This is a genomic window from Anaerotruncus sp. 1XD42-93 (assembly GCF_009917605.1).
Classification (GTDB): Bacteria; Bacillota; Clostridia; order Oscillospirales; family Ruminococcaceae; genus Anaerotruncus.
Map to the genome: position 1 here is coordinate 34,687 of NZ_QZEG01000017.1, position 18,639 is coordinate 53,325.

Here is an 18,639-nt window from a genome sequence, read left to right on the forward strand (position 1 = left end):
CCTCCTTTATGATTGGGTCTTGAAAATGGGTGCTTTGTGTTTTACATCAATCCCAACAGGGACGGGACTGCGGTGGAAAGCGCGGGGATATAGGTGAGCATCAGCAGCAGGACCGCAAGCGGGATCAGCAGCCAGAGTGCAGGCCGCAGCGCCTTCTCAAAGCTGACGTTGCAGCATTTGCAGGTGGTGAACAGCGCCGGGGCCATCGGCGGGGTGGTGCCTCCGATCATGGTGGTCAGCACCAGCACGACGCCCAGATGCACCAAATCGAATCCCATCTCAAGTGAAAGGCTCATGATGAACGGGGTCATCAGGATCAGGATCGAGCTGCCGCCCATGAAGCAGCCCTCGAACAACAGGATCGCATCCAGCGCGAGCAGCACCAGGAACGGGTTGCTCAGGCTCATCATACCATCCAGTAATTTGCCCATCAGGCCACAGGTGGTAATCATATTGTTGAAAATCTGCCCGGCGCCCATCATGAACAGGACCATCGTGGTGGTGGTCACTGAGGAGCGCAGGGTCTCCCAGAGGTTTTTAAACGAGAACCGGCGGTAGATGAGCGAAAGCACGACCACATAGACCGATGCCATCACGCCGCCTTCGGTAGCGGTGAACATACCGCCGCTCATGCCGCCCAGCAGCAGCGCCGGTGCACCCAGCGCCGGCAGCGCCTTCACACCGCTTTTCAGCGCGGCCATCAGCGGCTGTTTCGGGGTGGTCGGTGCGATTTCGGGGTTCCGCTTGGCCATGATATAGCACATAACCATCAGGCTGGCCCCCATCAGGACGCCCGGGAGGAAACCCGCCATAAACAGGGTCAGGATCGAGATCGAGGTCATCGACCCATAGATGACGAAGCTGATGCTCGGCGGGATAATCGGCCCAATGCCGGCGCTGGTTGCGGTGACCGCGGCGGAAAAGCCGTCGTCATAGCCTGCGTCGGTCATCGCTTTGACCTCGATCGCGCCAAGCCCGCCCGCATCCGCGATTGCGCTGCCGCTCATGCCCGCGAAGATCATCGACGCCAGCACATTGGCGTGTGCCAGGCCGCCGGTCCGGTGCCCCACGAGCGCTTTCGCAAAGTCAAAGATGTCGTCCGAGAATCCGAGCAGGTTCATATAGGAGCCGACAAAGATAAAGGTGGGGATTGCCAGCATGGTAAAACCAGCCATCGCGTTGGACATGGTATTCGCAAACAGGCTGAAATTGGTCGCTGTCTCAAAGCAGTAGAGTGCAGTGGTGGTCATCATCGAGAACGAGATCGGCACGTCCAGCAGCATCAGCACCAGAAACAGAATCAGATAGACCCAGATGCTCATATAATATCCCCTCCTTCTCTGGCCTTTTCATCCTGCACATAGATGCGGAGGATCTGGCTCAGGCAGACCAGCACGAGCAGAATCCCCATCACGATCATCGGCAGCGCATAGTAGTAGACACGTCCGAACGGGAGCCCGCCCTGCGGCACCGCCTTAGCCTGTACCCGGTAGAGCCGAAGCCCGCCTTCTACCATCAGCACGCTGACCATCCCGCCCAACAGATAGGCCAGCGCATTAACCGCCTTTTTCACCTGTCCCGGCAGGAAGCGCAGGAAAAATTCCACCTGTGCGTGGCCGTTCTGACGGGTCACCACCACCGCACCGAGCGCCGCAAACCAGACCATAGCGGCTGTGACGCCCTCCTCAATGCCGAAGATCGGCGCCTTGAAAAGGGTGCGGCGGAAGATCTGGACCGCCAGCGCAGACATCAGCAGCCCCAACAATGCCGCTGCAATCCGCCACGCAAATTCCACCACCAGATCAATCAGGTCGCAGTAGCGCAGCAACAGCTTTTTGGTGTTCACTCGTATCATCTCCCTTTCGTTTTTATCGCGGCGAACAGTTTCACCAGCCTTTTTCAAAGGCTGCGGTTTCCAAATTACAAGAGAAAAAACTTCCTGCGGATGTGAAGCGTCCCCTAGCCGCTCAGGCCGTTGTCTTTCAGCCACGCGACATTCTTGCGCAGCGCCTCATCAGGGTTGAGCAGGTAACGCTTGTCATTGATCTCGAACGACAGGATACCGGTATATCCATTTCGTCGGATCTCCTCCAGATAGCGTGCCATCGGGAAGCTGCCGTCCCCCAGGGCAACATGCGCGCCCGGCCCGTCGGTGAAATGGATGTGGCGCAGGTCGCTGCCCAGATTTTGAAAATACTCGTCAACCGACTCGTCCATATAGTTCATCACGCCGATGTCCATCATGCTTTTCAGGAACGGGGAGTTGACCTCCCGGATCATCTGCGCTGCCTCCCGGCTGGTATTCACCAGATTGGCTGTGGTCGGGGTCAGCGGTTCGATGGTGATGACGACGTTGTTCTCCTGCGCGGTATCCGCCAGCTCCTCAAGGGATCTGCGGCTGTGCGCCCATGAGATCTCCCTGCTCTGGTTATGGTACCCGAATCCGGGGGAAACCAGCATGGTCTCGCAGCCCATCTTCCCGGCGATCCGCAGCGCCTTTTTCAGCATTCGGACGGTGCGTCGGCGGATTGGCTCCTCATCGATCGCAATATTCATCGGGTAGGCGCCCTGTGCCGGACAGAAACTGGACAGCTTCAGGCCGCGTTTCTGGCATTCGCAGATCACCTGCTCAACCAGCAGGTCGTCCACATCGTCCAGAAAGAAATGGGGCATCGCACCAAACAGCTCAATTTCCCGGAATCCAAACCGCTTTGCCGCATCCAGAAAACAGGTCAGCGGGAATTTGATGTAGTGGCAGTTCATCACCGCCAAACGGAACGGGGATTCCACCGGGATATACCGCGCTTGTCCGTTCATGTGTAACCTCCTCCTGCCTGCGGTCAGCTCCGGGGATAGCTGACCAGATAATCCCTCTCCTGCACATAGTGTTCGAACCAGATATAGTGAATATTCCTGCCCGGTTTGCACTGGAGCGAGTGGTCCAGGCCCGCCGGTACATAGCTGAAATCGCCGCTTTCCTGTTCCACTGTTTCCCCGTCCACCGTCAGGAGCATCTCGGTGTCCCCGAACGGGACATTCCACTGGGCAACCGCCGGATGGCCCTTTTCGAAGCACCCTTCGGGCTGGGTACTGTTCTCCGCAGACGCCTCGCCAACCCCCATCAGGACCCGGCAGAGCCGCTTGGTTGGGATGACCGAAAAGCTCCGGGAACTTGCGGATTTGCAGTCCTGGCAGTATTCGGTGCACTGGGACAGTCCCTTGAAGAACGGCAGCTTCATATGGAACGCGTGGAACCGTTCGAGGTCCGCAGGCTTCTGCTCCACAACAAACATCGTGTAGGTCATATCGGTTGCCGCGTGAAAGGTAAAATGGGAGTCCGGGTCAGCGACATAAAACGAGACCTCATCAATGCAGTACGCCCGCTCCGGGGTGATAATCGCGCCTTTGCCATCTGTCAGGCAGAACACCTGCAAGGTGTTTTCAACCATCTCCGGGCTGACCTGGCATCCTGCGTCCAGCCTGCACCGGTAGGCGCGCACCCCGCCTTGATAGCTGCCCGCCAGAAGCTCGGCCTGTCCGAACCCTTGTTTCATCTCCAGCCGGATCGCATCCTTTTTCACATACGAAATTGCCATTTTCTTTCCCTCCATTGCCGGTTTCTACTGCAAAGTGTGCAGATTCTGTTGTATCCCCCTCTGCTTTTGTTATTTTCATTGTAGCATGGAACGAATCAGAATAAAAATACTGTTTTTTCGCATTAAATAACGAAAATATTGAGACCTTTTTTATCCAGATATCCTGCTGCAAGGCCAGATGCGGTTTTCCACGCCCATCCCTTTTCATAATTTCCAAAAAACTGGTGTTTTCAGAACGCAAAAAACCCCTCGAAACCCGAGGTTTCGAGGGGTTTGGAGCTAGTGACCTGGCTCGAACAGGCGACCTGCGCATTACGAATGCGCTGCACTACCGACTGTGCTACACTAGCAAAGGATGCCTATTCAGTATAGCAGTTTCGCTGCCGGACGTCAATATCTTTTCGGCAAAATTCTCCCGGATCCAAAAAAACCGTCTCTTCACAACATTTCTCTTTTTTATTCCCTCCAAAATTTCACAAAAATTATGCCAATTCCTATTGACGGGCAGGGGGATACGCTATAAAATAAGCCTTATGACCAAACGGTTTCAAATTCCTATGCGGTTTTGGAGCCACTTCTATCCTATCAAATCCTTATGGAGGTAGCGCTATGCTGCTCGCAATCGACATCGGCAACACCAATATGGAATTTGGGGTCTTCAGTGGGAATGAGATCATTGCTTCGTTCCGCCTGGTCACCAACCGCGATATCACTTCGGATGAGATTGGGCTGTTTACCAGCCAGTTCTTTCAGGAGAACAGCCTCGACCGCCGGGACATCAACGACATTGTGATCGCTTCGGTCGTGCCCCAGGTGATGTACTCGATCACCAACGCAGTCAAAAAATACTTTTATAATAAGGTACCGCTGATCGTGGGGGACAACCTCCCCTTTGACATTGTGAACTGCTACGACAATCCGCGGGATGTGGGCGCCGACCGTCTGGTCGCTGCGATCGCTGCATATAAAAAGTATGGCGGACCGTTGATCGTGGTCGATTTCGGCACCGCTACCACCTTTGATGCAATCGGTCCTGCGGGGGAGTACCTCGGCGGCGCCATCTATCCGGGCATCAAAATCTCGATGGACGCGCTCTTCACCAAAGCGGCCAAGCTCCCGCGGGTCGAACTGGTGCGCCCCGCGTCGGTGATCGGGCGCAATACCGTCACCAGCCTCCAGTCCGGGGCGGTCAACGGATATGTCGGGGCGGTCCGCAACATTGTCAGCCTGATGAAACGTGAGATGGGCGGTGACGTGCGGGTCGTCGCCACCGGCGGGCTTGCCAAACTGGTCGGGGACGAAACCGACATCTTCCTCGCGATCGACCGGTCGCTCATGCTCGACGGGCTTTATCTCCTCTATGAATCCTACCAGAAAAAACAGGGGCGGATGGCCCCCTGACAACTGTTTTAACGCAAATGGATACCATTGTGGGAGCTATGGCCCTAGCCTTCCGAAGGCGCTTTATTTGTTTAACAAATATTCCCGTTTGTATAAATTCAGCTAAAAACAACAAAATGCCCGCTGATTTCATCCATCCTGCGGGCGTTTTACAACTCTTTTTGGGAATTTGGGCAGCAAAAAAGCGGTTGCTGGCACAACCGCTTTTTATTGTGTTGAGTGTTGCAAGGCTGATCAGACCCTACGATTTTGAAACTGATTTTTCAGGAGGGTTTCGGGCCGTTTACCGTAGCCCTTAACCTTGATTACATTATATCCTGTCACGCCTCTGAAATCCTCCTTTTTCGGTTACAAAGTGGTTACAAAACGGTAACAGTTGCGAGCCAAAAATAACAAACCGGTAACAAGCTATCCGCGTAGGAGCATTCCCGCCTTTTCAGCTGATATAGTCCTCAATTAAGGCGGTAAGCTTCTGGTAATTCTCCACCCGGACCCCCCGCTCCAGTTCTTTCCGATCATATTCAGGGAGCGACTGCACATAAACATCAAACACAAGGTCCGGCTCGACCAGATCATCCGTAAAGACTGCGAGTTTTCCATCATAGGTGCGCAGCAGATATGGGTAACCGGAGGTATCCCTATGGGCAGGAGGCCGTGGTTCGCTGGAGGCGGCCAGCTCGGGCGGGGCTTCCACCGGGGATGCATGCGCCGCCGCAATCGTGATGATCGAGACCAGCACCACGCCGATCAGGGTAAGTAATATTGCATTTCTCATGGGGAACACCTCATCCATAATAGAATCCGAACACTCTTTGGAAGCCTGTGGCAGCGCTGTCCCGCATTACATATCCCATAGGCATCCTATAACATGCGGGGAAACACTTGTTGCTGGAAAACAACCTGCTCCTCTTTGAAACTGGCAGAAGCCGCCTAACCGCTTTCACGATACAGCGGCTGAACCTATTTTTGACGAGGTTTGGATGAAATATACAACCGGGCAACTTTTCCATTATAATATGGGCATTTCCCCGAAATTTCGTTTAAAAAATGGTAACACTTTATCATGGAAGTATGTTATACTATAATGGTTATTAAAGACCCCAGCCTTTTGGACAGGAGGAGATTCCTTACCGATGAGTGCTCACAAAAAACGACGTTCGGCCGGCAGTATCGTTGCCGCAGCGTTCGGGAACTTTTTCCGGTTTATCGCTGCGTTGATTATGGTCATGATTATTACTGGCTGTATTGTTGCATCGGTGCTGACCGTCTACATCCTGCGCTATATCAACGCGGATGAGCAGATCACGCTGGATGATGTGACGATGAAATACACCTCTATTATCTATGCGGGAGACGAGATCGACCCTGAAACCGGTTTGCCCAAGGAACTACAGCAGCTCCAAACCGCAGAAAACCGCATCCCGATCAAAGATTACTCAGAGATCCCAAAACATATGGTGGACGCGCTGGTTGCGATCGAGGACAAACGGTTCTGGGAACATCACGGCGTTGACTGGAAACGTACGATTGGCGCGACCGTCAACCTGTTCCTTCCCTCACGCGCCTCGTTCGGTGGCTCGACTATCACCCAGCAGCTGATTAAAAATATCACCGGCGATGATGACTACCGCATCGAGCGCAAGGTGCAGGAGATTTTCCGCGCCCTCAAGCTCGAGCAGCACTATTCCAAGGAGCAGATTGTCACCGCCTATCTCAATGTGGTGTTTTTCTCCAATCACGCCTACGGCGCCAAAGCGGCGGCAAACACCTATTTCGCCAAGGACCTTTCGGACCTTTCGCTCGCTGAGTGTGCGTCGATCATCGCGATTACCAACTACCCTACCTATTATAATCCTCTGCTCTATCCGGAGCACAACAAGGATCGTCAGGAGGACATCCTCTGGGAGATGCTCGATCAGGGGCGGATCACCCAGAAGGAGTATGAAGACGCAATCAACGAAGAACTGGTGTTCCATACCGAGGTCGCACAGGCGCAGGTTTCGCCGGTCTACAGCTATTTTGTGGACCATGTGATTGAAGAGGTCATCGACGACCTGATGAACGAGTATGGCTACACCTATGAAACCGCCCAGCAGATGGTCAATGGCGGCGGCCTGCGCATCTATACCACCATTGACACCCAGATGCAGGACTGGGTCACCCAGTATTACAGCGATGCCGCCAACTTCCCCGCAGTGGGCAATGCGACCTATCCGCAGTCTGCCTGCGTCATCACTGACCCGAACGGCAAGGTGCTTGCCATGGCGGGCGGCATCGGCGAAAAGAAGGGTATGCGCGAATTTAACCGCGCAACCGGAATGACCCGCCAGTGCGGTTCGTCGATCAAGCCGATTGCCGCCTATCTGCAGGCGATTGAAAACGACATTGTCACCTGGTCGACCAAGCTGGATGATACCCCGGTGAAATCCAGTGCCAAGGCCGCGGGCGGCGAGGAGGAAAATGACGAGGAAAGCCTGAAAAATCTGGTGGGCTGGCCGGTCAACCACTACCGCACCTATCTCGGCCCGATCACGATTGATGAGGCGATCCAGCGTTCTACCAACACCATCCCGGTCAAACTGGTTGAGCTGGTCACCCCGCGCAAGGTGTTCGATTTCCTGCACGACAAGCTGGGAATGGACTCTCTCGTGGACCGGTATGTCTCGAATGGCGTGGTCTTTTCGGACGTGGATCTCTTCCCGATGGCGCTCGGCGGCCTGACCAACGGCGTTTCCCCACTGGAAATGGCGGGCGCTTACCAGATTTTCGCCAACGGCGGCTATTTCACCAAGCCATATTCCTATACGCAGGTGCTCGATGCGACCGGTGACCTGATCCTTGAGAAGGACACCACCCCGCGCCGGGTGATCTCGGAGGAAACCTCAACCATCATTAACAAGCTGATGCAGCGGGTCACCGGAGGCCCGTACGGAACCGGTACGACCGCCCGCTTCCAGCAGGTGCAGGGCATCCCGGTTGCAGGCAAGACCGGTACCACCGACGATGACCGCGACCAGTGGTTCATGGGCGTTACCCCTTATTATGTTACTGCGGTCTGGCTCGGCTTCGATACTCCCGAGCGGATCACCTACTACAGTTACCCGCCGCCGATTATCTACCGCCAGCTGATGGAGCCGCTCCATCAGAACCTCGAACCAAAAGATTTCCCGATTTCCGACCTGGTTGAGGAAAAAACCTATTGTGTCGAGAGCGGCGGTATCGCGGGAGGCGAATGCACGACCGTGGCGACCGGCTGGTACAAAAAGTCCTATGACGGCGGCCCCTGCAATGCGATGCATGGGAGCAGCTCGATCAATCTGGATGATGACGACCGCTCCACTGTCAAGCGCCCCAATCGGCGCAAAACCCGGAGCGGACTCAATATTATTGACAACGATGACTAAATGAAAAGTATACGCCGGGCTGATGTATTTCCTATCCAGCCCGGCGTATGTTTTTTACATTTTGCAATTTTTTATTATAATTATACAAAAACTATGATACGTTTTTAACAATTTAAAAAATCGAAATTTGTCGATTGTTACAAATCCTTTCTTTTTCCACAAAATTTTTGATTTTTTTTGAGATTCTATGTAACTTATTCATAAAATAGAAACAAATACAAAATCTAAGATGTGTGGAGGAGAATGTATGGAATTATCGCTTGACATGTATCAAACCGTAGCACTGGCCGTTATCTTTTATTTCCTGGGATGCTACATAAGGAAAAATGTATCTTTTTTCAGCAAGTTCTGTATCCCCGCTCCGGTCATCGGCGGGCTGATCTTCGCTCTGATCAACCTCGGGCTGAGGACGAGCGGTGTGCTCGTCCTCAACCTGACCGACACCCTGCAGAGTGTCTTTATGACCGTATTCTTCTGCAGCATCGGTTTCACCGCGAGCTTCCGCCTGCTGAAAAAAGGCGGTGTCCAGGTGTTCATCTTCCTGGCGGTTGCCATCGTGCTGGTTGTGCTCCAGAATGTGCTGGCTGTCCTGCTGGCAGGTGTGTTCAATCTTGATCCACTGCTTGGCCTCTGCACCGGCTCGATCCCGATGGTCGGCGGACACGGCACTGCCGGTTCGTTTGGACCGCTGTTTGAAAACGATCTGGGTGTGCTGGGCGCAAACACTGTCGCAATCGCTTCCGCCACCTTTGGGCTGATCGGTGGCAGCCTGATCGGCGGCCCGATCGCCAACCGGCTGATCGTCAAGCGCGGCCTGAAACCGGTTTGCAACCAGTATTCCGAGCAGGAGGAAACCGTTCTGGAAGAGGTTCTTCCGGAAGTCCATGAGGTAGATACCGACCGGTTTATGAATGCAATCGCGATCCTCTTTATCGCGATGGGCATCGGTTCGATCGTCTATAACTTCTTTAAAAGCATCAATCTCACCTTCCCGACCTATATCGGCGCAATGCTGATCGGTGCGCTGATCCGCAATGTCTGCGACCTGAAAAAAATGAGCCTCCCCGAACGTGAAATCGAGGTTTGCGGCTCGGTTGGCCTGTCGGTATTCCTCGCAATGGCGTTGATGTCCCTGCGGCTCTGGGAGCTGGCGGCGCTGGCACTTCCGCTCGTCGTAATGCTGCTCGCACAGACACTCCTCATGGCTGTTTATGCAACCTTTGTCACCTTTAACGTGATGGGGCGCGATTATGAGGCTGCTGTCCTCGCTGCCGCAAACTGCGGATTCGGTATGGGCGCAACCCCCAACGCAATGGCAAATATGCAGTCGGTCTCCTCGAAGTTTGGCCCTGCACCCAAAGCGTTCTTTATCGTCCCACTGGTCGGAAGCCTGTTTATCGACTTCTTCAACTCCGGCATCCTGACCATCTTTATCAACGTCCTGCACTAACCTTGTCCCCCCTTCCGGATCGGCTGTTCCTTTGTGTCAGCCGGTCCTTTTTCTTTTTTTACCCATCCTTTTTTTGTTTTTGCCTTGCTCTCATGCCGCTCTTATATTATACTGGTTATACTGAACTGTAATGTAGAAAGGTCGTTTTAACAAACCTCTATCTTGCAATAGCTGACGGATGATTTTTGATAGTGATATACTTTGCTCATACCAATTCGACAAATCGGGATTTACGAAGGATGAATGGATATGGAAATTTTAGAGCAGGAGATTGCAAAGATTGAGGCATCTATTGACGAATATGATGAGGCCGATACACTTATAATGTATGACAGTATAGACGCTATTACGAATGCGGGCTATCAATCGGAAGCAGTTGAGCCATTATTACAGCTGTTCGAACGACATCCTGTAGCCTATTTTGGCGATCCTGGTGCAATTGTGCATTTTATCGAACAATTCGATGGGGAATACGAAAACGCCCTTGCCGCATCCGTAAAAAGAACCCCAACGAGTACAACCGTTTGGATGCTGAACAGGTGCATCAATGCCGGGGCCCGTACAGAGGAATTTATGGATATTTTGAAAGAAATCACCGGAAGGGCAGATGTAGATAAAGGCATCAAAGAAAGCGCACAAGAGTATTTGGACTTTCAAGCAAATCGTTAGATTCTAAGCGGCTCACAGTGCGGCAGCAGTAAAAAAATCCAGAAAAACTTTCTTTTTCTGAATGAATACAGGTTCTAAAAGTTTCGTCCACCTTTTTAAAGGTGGCGGGGTCGAGGGGCGGAGCCCTCGAATGATCTGAGGAGGGAACACTTATGGCATTGGAAGATTATAAAAAAGCCCTGCGTCTGGGGCAAAAAGAGTACCGCAGCTGTGTTTCGCGCGGTGTCTACCCCTATCCGCAGGTATTGGACGACATCCTTGTCAACGCGCAAACCCGCGGGGAGGTCAGCCTGGGGCTGGTGGACCTGCCTACCGAGCGGATTTTCGGCACCAAGACCGCCGGACGGAAAACCGCTTTCGCACGCAATTTCATGCCCCTGCTCGAGGAGGACTCCGAGTTTGCCTCCAAATGGAGCGCCCTCTGTGACGCCCATCTGGAAGAGGGCATCCGCGATCCAATCAAGGCGTACGAGTTCATGAACCGGTTCTATGTGCTCGAGGGACATAAACGGGTGAGCGTACTGAAATATTTTGACGCGGTGTCGATCCCCGCAGTCGTGACCCGTATCCTGCCCACACCCAATGATTCAGTCGAAAGCAAAATCTACTACGAATTTCTGGAGTTTTACCACTATACCGGCATCAATTATCTCTGGTTCAGCCGGGAAGGATGTTTCCAGAGCCTGCTTGCCGCACTGGAACTGGATGCATCGCATGTCTGGGACGAAACCGAAAAACGGCAGTTCCGTTCGGCCTACATCAGTTTTTCCAAGGCATACGAGGCACGAAACGGCAACCTGCTGCCAATCACGACCGGCGACGCGCTGCTCACCTATCTGGATATCTACGGGTATCCCGCCCTTCTGCAAAGCACACCGAACGAGCTGAAAGCAAATATTGCAAAGGTCTGGGATGAATTCCTCGTGCTGGAAAATCAGAAGCCTGTCGACCTCTCCATGCAGCCCGCTGAAACGCCGCAGAAAAACCTGCTGCACAAGCTGTTCCTGTCGGCCGGACAATCCCATCTCAAAATTTCATTCGTCCACGCCAAGAGCACCGATGATTCGGGCTGGACCTACAACCATGAGATGGGGCGGCTTCATCTGGAACACGCCTTCCCCGGCCAGGTGGAGACCTGCTGTTTTGACCGCGCCAATGACCTTGGCGCAGACGAGCGGATCGCAGAGGCGATCGACGCGGGAAGCCAGGTAATCTTTACCACCACGCCGCGCCTGATCGGTGCAACCCTGAAAGCGGCTGTCGAACATCCGGAAATCCGGTTCCTCAACTGCTCGCTCACCTTCGCCCATCCGTCGATCCGCACCTACTACGGAAGGATGTACGAGGCAAAATTCCTCACCGGGGCGATCGCAGGCGCACTCACCGAAAACGGGAAGATCGGTTATATCGCCGACTATCCCATCTACGGGATGGGGGCGAACATCAACGCTTTCGCGCTCGGCGCAAAGATGGTCAATCCGCGCGCAAAGGTCTATCTGGAGTGGTCAACCGTCGAGGGGCGGGATGTCCAGCGGGCATTCCAGGAAAAGGGGATCAGCATCATCTCCAACCAGGATATGGTCCGTTCCCCGAACCCTTCCCGGCAGTTTGGACTGTGCCATGTGGATGGCGATAAATTGACCAGTCTCGCGCTCCCAGTCTGGCAGTGGGGAATCTTTTATGAGCGGATTGTCCGCAGTATCCTGGATGGATCGTGGAAATCGGAAGCATCCCCCAATTCCACCCGCGCGATCAACTATTGGTGGGGGATGTCCGCCGGGGTGATCGACGTATTCTACTCGCGCACCCTCCCGATCGGCACACTGCGGCTGATCGAACTGCTCCGCCGGACGATCACCACCAGCGATTTCAACCCGTTTGCTGGGATACTCTATTCGCAGTCGGGCATGATACAAAAAGACCCCAACAACTGCCTGGCCCCGGACGAAATCATCCGGATCGACTGGCTGGCAGACAATGTGGTTGGCTCGTTCCCTGATCTTGCATCGCTCACCCAGTCGGCCCGCGATCTTGTCCAGATTCAGGGCGTGATCGGGAAGAACCTCCCGTCCAGCCAGAAAAACGGAAAGGAATTGGGAGGGCAGCGATGAATATTCTCGCAATTGCCGATCAGGAAAGCCGGTCGCTCTGGGATTATTATGAGCCGAGCAAACTCGAAGGGGTAGACCTGATCCTCTCCTGTGGGGATCTCAGCCCCAAATACCTGCTTTTCCTCGGGACGTTCTCTCCCGCGCCGATCCTCTATGTCCACGGCAACCATGACGATTGCTATGCTGCCGAACCGCCGGTCAACTGTATCTGTGTCGAGGACCGGCTCTATGTCCATAAGGGGGTGCGCATCCTTGGGCTGGGCGGTTCGATGCGGTATAAGCCGGGGACCAACCAGTACACCCAGCGCCAGATGGACTGGCGGGTGCGCAAGCTGTGGTTTCAGCTTCAGCGGTACGGCGGATTCGACATCCTGCTGACCCATTCCCCTGCCTACCAGCTCGGGGATGGACAAGACCTGCCGCACACCGGCTTCCGGGCATTCAACGCCCTGCTCGAGCGGTACAACCCCCGCTATTTTGTGCATGGCCACACCCACATGACCTATGGGCGCAGCTACCAGCGGCGCTCCTCCTACCGGGATACCCAGATCATCAATGCGTTTGAGCGGTACCGATTTGAATATTGAACCATCCGCTGCGGCGAGATGTGGTTCCAAATAACATCGCCCTGCCGGTTATCATACCGGCAGGGCGATGGCCTATCTCTTTTATTCAATTCCAGGATCAGCAGCAGGGGGTGATCCATCCGAACGGGTCCGGGATCCGGCTCCACTGGATGTCGGTAAGGGTATTATAGAGCTTCTGGCTCAATTCTCCAATTTCGTTGTTGTTGATGACTGTGACGGTATCCCCAACCTTCAATTCTCCGATCGGGCTGATGACCGCGGCCGTACCGGTGCCGAATGCTTCTTTCAGCGTACCATTTTTCGCGGCGGTTTCCAGCTCCTCGACCGACAGCTTACGTTCAGTCACGTTCATGTTCCAGGACTTCAGCAGCTGGATCACCGATTTGCGGGTGATCCCGGGCAGAATCGAGCCGTCCAGTTCAGGGGTGACGATCTCATCACCGATCTTGAAAAAGACGTTCATTGCGCCGACCTCTTCCACGTACTTGCGCTCCACACCGTCAAGCCAGAGGACCTGCGAATAGCCCTGACGCTCTGCCTCCTCCTGTGCGATCAGCGAAGCCGCATAGTTCCCACCGGTCTTGCAGGCGCCCATGCCGCCCTTCGAGGCGCGCACATACCGGGTCTCGACGTAGATTTTGACCGGGGCAAGGCCGCTCGCATAGTATGCGCCCGAGGGGGACAGGATGACGCAATAGAGATAGTTCACCGACGGATGTACGCCGAGAACCTCCTGATTCGCAATGACAAACGGACGGATATAGAGAGAAGCAGGGGCATCGGGCACCCAGTCCTTGTCGATCTCCACCAGCTTTTTCAGCCCTTCCAGCAGCAGCGCTTCATCAAGCTTGGGGATCACCAGGCGCTCACACGAGCTGTTCAGGCGTTTGAAGTTTTCCTCCGGGCGGAAAAACTGGATCTTCCCGTCCGCAGTGCGGTATGCCTTCATTCCTTCGAAGATCTCCTGCGCGTAGTGGAAGCAGGAGCTGGACGGGTCCATCGGAATCGGGCCATAGGGGACAATCCGCGGGTTGTGCCAGCCTTTTCCCGCCTCGTAGTTCATCAGGAACATGTGGTCGGTAAAGTTATGCCCGAACTTGAGCTTGTCCTGTGCGGGCTTTTGTTTGGGTGCGGTGGTCAATGTCACTTGAATATCCATCATATACAACACATCCTGTCTCAAAAGTTTTCCTGCATAATCATACAGCGATACTTTTTATATTTTAGCACGTTCATATACGGTTCGCAAGGGGGATTCTCCGGCTTTTGCCGGTCCACACGCCCTTCTCAGGGAACCTGAAACCACATTTGTAACCCTTTGCCAGCATGGGGCCCCCTGAAATGCAGGGCTGATCCCTGTGTCCATCCTTTGGATTTCCAAGATTTTCTGGACTTTTCAACCGCTTTCGGAGTATAATGAAAAAAACAGAAAAAGGGGGAATGTCAAATGAAACACATCTTTCTAAATTTGAAGCGGTTTGACCTGCCCAAGGCATACGGTGGGGTCAACAGCCTCGCACCCTTGCAGGAATGGGGCGGACAGATCGTCCGGGAAACACAGGCGCAGCTTCAGAAGTATGACCCCAAGCAGGTTGAATTTGTGATGTATCTGCCGGAAGCGCACCTGCTCAATGCGGCTGCGGCGCGGTGCGAGGGCAGCGCGGTCAAGCTGGGGAGCCAGAGCGTTTACCGCGAGGATGCCGCTGTGGGCGGCAACTTCGGCGCATTTACCAGCAACCGTCCGGCAGGGATCGTGAAGGCGCTCGGCTGTGAAAGCACAATTATCGGCCACTGCGAGGAGCGGCGCGACAAAGCGGGGGTACTGGCGGAAGCCGGGGTCACCGACCCGGCGGCGGTCAACCGCCTGCTCAATCGGGAAGTCAAAGCGGCTGCGGCGCGCGGATTGCAGGTCCTCTACTGCATCGGGGAAACCAGCGAGGAGCAGCCAAACTGGCAGGAGGTACTCCGCAGCCAGATTGAGATCGGGCTGGACGGGGCAGACCGGAATGGTGCTGTGATCGCGTACGAGCCGGTCTGGGCGATTGGGCCGGGCAAGACGCCGCCCGACCGCGCCTACATCCAGATGATTGCACAGTACATTAAAGAGGTGTCCGGCGGGATGGATGTTGTTTATGGCGGGGGGCTGAAGGTGGACAATGCAGAAATGCTCGCTTCAATCCCCGAAGTGGACGGTGGACTGATCGCACTGACCCGGTTTACGGGAGAAATTGGCTTTTATCCCGACGAATATCTGGAAATCATCAAAACCTATCTCGGTTTTTAACGGTTTTTTATATAGGTATCCGAAAAGGCTGCCGGACAGATCGTCCGGCAGCCTTTTGTATCTCGGGGAGGGGTTAGGGGTATCTGAATTGGGAAAAAACAGGCCGGCATCCAGAAAACAGGGGAAATCCCCGTCCTTTTGCTATCCTCTGGAAGCACAGTTCCAAGCGTTTAGGAGACAACACTGTATATGTTTAGAAATGATCTATTATTTCTATTTTTCGATTTCGTATCATAAATTAAATTATATAATATGCACAATAAAAATGACAATCTGGTAACAAAAACCTCTTGAAAAACGCTTGGAGCTCTAGTATACTAAGACACGTTCCAAGCGGCCCGGACGACGGGCGCTGCGGATCGAAACTTTTTCCTTCAGGAGGACCTTAAACCATGAAAAAAGCGATTGCTATGCTGCTTGCAGTTTCTGCGACTATGTCTCTCGGCGTGACCGCCCTTGCGGAGGATGTAAACCCCCAGGACGTTGACAACTCCAGCTCTTCGGATGTTTCTTCTTCGGACGTTTCCTCGGATACTTCTTCCGACAACAGCTCTTCGGATGTTTCTTCGGAGGATACCTCTTCCGATAACAGCTCTTCGGACGTCTCTTCGGAGGACACCTCTTCCGACAACAGCTCTTCGGATACCTCTTCGGACGATTCTTCCAGCTCTGAGGACGAGACCCCGGTGGGCGACCCCTCTGCCCTGATCCTGCATTCGGCTGAGGATGGCACTGTTCTTGGCGAAGACCTTCTCGAGCCTGGCAAGGAGTACCGCTTCCCGGCCTATGTCGAGATCGGCGGCAAAAAAGTTGTGGTCAATGACGACCTGCTCAAGGACTTCAAGTTTAACTACACCCGTGTGACTGCTTCGGGTGTCAAGACCTTCAAGATCGAGGAGATCAAAGGGGTTTACTACCTGATCGTCGAGACCAAGGACACCACCCCGACCAAGCCGATCGACGTAAAATACAACGTCAAGCTGGTCCGCAAATCCAACAACATCTCGGTATTCACCCAGGAGGTCAAATTCTCCTACGGCTATGACGAGAGCAACGACGATTACATCAATGATCTGGACAAGGGCGACATCGTCGAGATCGACAACAACCGCCCGGTCATCACCAAAGAGCAGTTCAACAAAATTGCAAAACTCAACGACTATAAGAACGTCACCCTGGCGGGCGCTGGCTGGCAGTTCACTGTCAATGTGACCGACGAGACCACCAAGAACATGGTCTTCACCAACGCTGGTGTCAAAGAGATCATGGCAAAATATCCGGATCAGGACTTCAAGTTCTTCCGGTTCGGCGGCAAACCGTCCTTCAACTCGACCGGTAAGGTCGCGCTGGATGTCTCGGACATCGTGGACGACTACGAGAACCTGAACCTCTACCGCTATGCGAACGGCCGCGTCTACAAGCTGAACGCGTCCTACAATGCGGCGGATGAGACCCTGGAGTTCCGCACCAACAAGCTCGATACCTTCTTTGTCACCGACAAGGCGATCAAGGATGGCACTGTGATCGACGAGAACATCGTATCCGATGGCAACAGTGTCAACACCGACAAGAACAACCCGGGCACCGGTGCCGGCGACATGATCAACGCGGCTGTTATGGCAGGGATCGCTTCCCTCGCGGCTGCCGGCGCGATCGCAGCAAACAAAAAATCCAAATAAGTACCATTTGTGGTAACCCTTCTGCCGCCCCAGCCGGGGCGGCATTTTTTTTGCTGCAACAGATTCAAGGAGCGTCCGCTCGCCCCCCTTTTTAGAGATGCTATTCCGACAGCTCTCTTTTCCGTTCCCTCCAGCCTTGAAAGAGCAGATAACCATAAAAAACCAGATTGCATAGCAGGATTGGGAGCTGATCCGGGTTTGAGATTTTGACGAAAACAGGAAGCGGGAAAAAGACGTTCCACAAAGCTACAGCGAGAAAAACCAGCAGCATGATCGTCAGAACCAACCGGCTTTTCTGTAACGTCCGTACCTTCCTGAGCACTAAAAACAGATATCCAAACCGAAAAACAAGAGGGGAAACAAGGTGCATCATGCCGATCATCTGAAACTGCAGCGCACTTGTAGAAGCGGACAGTTGTATTCTTTTTTGGTAAATCTCTATGAAAGGCAAAACAACCAACAGAAAGAGATAAAAACATTCCTCCCAAAAAAATTCTTTTTTGCGGTTCATAAAATGGAACCCTCCTTTCAAACTCAGGATAGCATATGGAATAAATCTTGTCTATATTGAAAACCATCTTTTTAAAAGCACATCCTGCAGACTGTCAAAAGCCTGCAGGATGCATTACTTTTTCAGTTAGTCTCTAATGACTTTCAAAAAACTACCGAGCTACACTCCTCGTGCTATTATAGACTTTATTTACAGTAACTTGTAGTTCCCAGCTGCGAGCACCCTTTGAAATATCAACAAGAGAAGTTGCCCCAACCCAAGCATTCATATCATACTCTCCTATATATTTTGTAAAGCCTGTATTATAGCTATAAGTGTTGCTTGTAGGACTTTTGTGTCCTTCTTGTACCACTCTAGGAGAAAAACTGGAGCACTGCCAAGAGACATCTCTATTTGAAAGTTTAACTCCGTCATCTGTAATTTTCCAAGATCCATTTACCTTTGTTAATTTATAAGAATAGTTATTATGGCTATCTAAAGCGCGATCGTAAGTAATTGTCAGGGAACCTGTAACAGAATAATAGCCATCTTGATCCGTAGAAGTATCAGAACCGCGGGGCTGAATCCCATCTCGAGGCAATGCCACTCGAACTTCGTAGCTATCCGATGCTTCTATCCCACTTCTCATCCCTTTTGCAACAGGCGTAATATCGATATCTATAGTTTCTCCTGTAGCTTTATCTACTAAAACTGCTGCAACCTTTTGCTCTGTAAGAGTGGGATGGGATTCTTCCGCAGAAATCGGTACCGCACAGATCAGCACCGACAAAATAGCTGCTATCTATTTAATTTTCAAATTTTTCATAATTTTACCTCCACAAAAATTTAAAAAGTAGTATATCTGCTTTCATACACTCTCCGATCTTGCAAATGGACTAGGGCTTGTTTGAAAAATAGTGAAGGCTGAGCTAAATCAACAAAATAGCGATAGCGGCAATGTAAACGAA

General features: G+C 53.0%; 17 protein-coding genes and 1 tRNA gene. 9 read left to right on the plus strand and 9 right to left on the minus strand.

Annotation, left to right across the window (positions count from 1 at the left end):
- Positions 1-41 precede the first annotated feature (41 nt).
- From D5269_RS08485 to D5269_RS08505, 5 genes are all read right to left on the minus strand, one after another.
- Complete coding sequence (locus D5269_RS08485; RefSeq protein WP_016315699.1) at positions 42-1,322, minus strand: TRAP transporter large permease; 1,281 nt, start codon at positions 1,320-1,322, stop codon at positions 42-44.
- Complete coding sequence (locus D5269_RS08490) at positions 1,319-1,846, minus strand: TRAP transporter small permease subunit (RefSeq protein ID WP_158604919.1); 528 nt, start codon at positions 1,844-1,846, stop codon at positions 1,319-1,321. The genes D5269_RS08485 and D5269_RS08490 overlap by 4 nt, the downstream gene beginning before the upstream one ends.
- Before the next feature lie 113 nt (positions 1,847-1,959).
- Positions 1,960-2,817, minus strand: coding sequence for a TIM barrel protein (locus D5269_RS08495; RefSeq protein WP_120485012.1), 858 nt, complete (start codon positions 2,815-2,817; stop codon positions 1,960-1,962).
- A 23-nt stretch (positions 2,818-2,840) separates the two neighbouring features.
- Positions 2,841-3,596: a hypothetical protein gene (locus D5269_RS08500; protein WP_016315696.1), complete on the minus strand. Its 756-nt coding sequence runs from the start codon at positions 3,594-3,596 to the stop codon at positions 2,841-2,843.
- Between the two features lie 274 nt (positions 3,597-3,870).
- A tRNA-Thr gene (locus tag D5269_RS08505) sits at positions 3,871-3,946 on the minus strand.
- Between the two features lie 259 nt (positions 3,947-4,205).
- On the opposite strand from D5269_RS08505, the gene D5269_RS08510 reads away from it, so the two are divergent.
- Together D5269_RS08510 and D5269_RS08515 are read left to right on the plus strand one after the other, a co-directional pair.
- Positions 4,206-4,997, plus strand: coding sequence for a type III pantothenate kinase (locus D5269_RS08510; RefSeq protein ID WP_120485013.1), 792 nt, complete (start codon positions 4,206-4,208; stop codon positions 4,995-4,997).
- Positions 4,998-5,026: 29 nt separating this feature from the next.
- Positions 5,027-5,296 carry a hypothetical protein gene (locus tag D5269_RS08515; RefSeq protein ID WP_147407953.1) on the plus strand — a complete coding sequence of 90 codons (270 nt, stop codon included), beginning with the start codon at positions 5,027-5,029 and terminating at the stop codon, positions 5,294-5,296.
- A 137-nt stretch (positions 5,297-5,433) separates the two neighbouring features.
- Here D5269_RS08515 and D5269_RS08520 read toward each other — a convergent pair whose 3' ends face one another.
- On the minus strand, positions 5,434-5,772 hold the full coding sequence (locus D5269_RS08520) for a hypothetical protein (RefSeq protein WP_016315694.1): 339 nt from the start codon (positions 5,770-5,772) through the stop codon (positions 5,434-5,436).
- 358 nt (positions 5,773-6,130) lie between these two features.
- Here D5269_RS08520 and D5269_RS08525 point away from each other — a divergent pair, with 358 nt between their 5' ends.
- From D5269_RS08525 to D5269_RS08545, 5 genes are all read left to right on the plus strand, one after another.
- Complete coding sequence (locus D5269_RS08525; RefSeq protein WP_120485014.1) at positions 6,131-8,401, plus strand: transglycosylase domain-containing protein; 2,271 nt, start codon at positions 6,131-6,133, stop codon at positions 8,399-8,401.
- 247 nt (positions 8,402-8,648) lie between these two features.
- Positions 8,649-9,851 carry a sodium/glutamate symporter gene (gene gltS, locus D5269_RS08530; protein WP_016315692.1) on the plus strand — a complete coding sequence of 401 codons (1,203 nt, stop codon included), beginning with the start codon at positions 8,649-8,651 and terminating at the stop codon, positions 9,849-9,851.
- A 249-nt stretch (positions 9,852-10,100) separates the two neighbouring features.
- Complete coding sequence (locus D5269_RS08535; RefSeq protein ID WP_016315691.1) at positions 10,101-10,520, plus strand: hypothetical protein; 420 nt, start codon at positions 10,101-10,103, stop codon at positions 10,518-10,520.
- Positions 10,521-10,672: 152 nt separating this feature from the next.
- Positions 10,673-12,631 (plus strand): BMP family ABC transporter substrate-binding protein, encoded by a 1,959-nt coding sequence (locus D5269_RS08540; RefSeq protein ID WP_016315690.1) that lies wholly within the window; start codon positions 10,673-10,675, stop codon positions 12,629-12,631.
- Positions 12,628-13,218, plus strand: a complete 591-nt coding sequence (locus tag D5269_RS08545; RefSeq protein WP_016315689.1) for a metallophosphoesterase — start codon at positions 12,628-12,630, stop codon at positions 13,216-13,218. The genes D5269_RS08540 and D5269_RS08545 overlap by 4 nt, the downstream gene beginning before the upstream one ends.
- A gap of 97 nt (positions 13,219-13,315) precedes the next feature.
- Here D5269_RS08545 and D5269_RS08550 read toward each other — a convergent pair whose 3' ends face one another.
- The gene (locus D5269_RS08550) at positions 13,316-14,377 is read right to left on the minus strand and encodes a branched-chain amino acid aminotransferase (protein ID WP_199735714.1); all 1,062 of its coding nucleotides are present in this window, start codon (positions 14,375-14,377) and stop codon (positions 13,316-13,318) included.
- A gap of 288 nt (positions 14,378-14,665) precedes the next feature.
- Here D5269_RS08550 and D5269_RS08555 point away from each other — a divergent pair, with 288 nt between their 5' ends.
- The gene (locus tag D5269_RS08555; protein ID WP_120485016.1) at positions 14,666-15,502 is read left to right on the plus strand and encodes a triose-phosphate isomerase; all 837 of its coding nucleotides are present in this window, start codon (positions 14,666-14,668) and stop codon (positions 15,500-15,502) included.
- 392 nt (positions 15,503-15,894) lie between these two features.
- Entirely contained in the window at positions 15,895-17,181 is a 1,287-nt protein-coding gene (locus D5269_RS08560) for a hypothetical protein (RefSeq protein ID WP_016315686.1), read from the plus strand.
- 100 nt (positions 17,182-17,281) lie between these two features.
- Here the strand turns inward: D5269_RS08560 and D5269_RS08565 are convergent, their stop codons facing one another.
- A complete protein-coding gene (locus D5269_RS08565) occupies positions 17,282-17,692 on the minus strand; it encodes a hypothetical protein (protein ID WP_120485017.1) in 411 nt (136 codons plus the stop codon).
- A 151-nt stretch (positions 17,693-17,843) separates the two neighbouring features.
- Positions 17,844-18,461, minus strand: a complete 618-nt coding sequence (locus tag D5269_RS08570; RefSeq protein WP_147407954.1) for a hypothetical protein — start codon at positions 18,459-18,461, stop codon at positions 17,844-17,846.
- Between the last annotated feature and the right edge of the window lie 178 nt (positions 18,462-18,639).